This window comes from Psychrobacter sp. CMS30, from assembly GCF_904846565.1.
Classification (GTDB): domain Bacteria; phylum Pseudomonadota; class Gammaproteobacteria; order Pseudomonadales; family Moraxellaceae; genus Psychrobacter; species Psychrobacter maritimus.
The window spans coordinates 1-752 of sequence record NZ_CAJHBF010000052.1 but is presented as its reverse complement, the minus strand read 5'-3'; the positions used below and the strand labels follow the sequence as shown (position 1 = coordinate 752).

At 44.0% G+C, this 752-nt stretch carries 1 protein-coding gene; it reads right to left on the bottom strand.

Annotation, left to right across the window (positions count from 1 at the left end):
- On the bottom strand, nucleotides 1-752 hold a 752-nt coding region (locus JMX94_RS13220), incomplete at both ends, for a histidinol-phosphate transaminase (protein WP_201566033.1).

The window sequence follows — 752 nt, the reverse complement described above, 5'->3', positions numbered from 1 at the left end:
GCTTCCGAAATAATTGCAACGTGTCAATAACGACCGTCATCTCTTCGGGTGTCCCAAGGGTAATACGGTTGAAACCTGGAATAGAAGGAAACTCACGACCGACCGCGATGCCATGTTCTTTCATTCTATCTATATATATTTGCACATCACCCTTGACTTCATAAAATATAAAATTGGTCTGCGAAGGCAAATAACGCAGTCCTAGCTCATCGAGTGCCGTCTCCATCATTTGCCTTGCTTGATTGGTGGTTTGCAAACTGTGCGCCAAAAACGCCTCATCTTCGAGCGTTGAGATTGCAGCAACCGCACCTGATACATTGATATTATCCGTAGACATTAAAGACCCAATCTCTGCAATAATCTGCGGATGTCCAATCGCGTAGCCGACACGCAAACCTGCAAGGCCAAATAGCTTTGAGAAGGTACGAACGACAATTAGGTTATCTGATAGCCCTTGTTTTATCCACTCAACGCCGCTCTCAAAACTTGAGTCTGTGACATACCCAAAGTAGGCTTCATCCAATAAGAAATAGTGGTTTTTTGGTGCATTTTTTATCCAAGCTTTGAGCGTATCCGTCGCGGTAATGATGGCCGTTGGATTGTTAGGATTGCACAGATAAAACAGGCTCATACCGTCAAATTCAGCCGCAGCTTTTTGTAGGTTGTCGAAATCTAAATCATAGTTATCGCGAGTTAATGTTACTTTGACCACTGGTACGCCTAAAGAGTGTGCATACAACTCTGCACAGCCA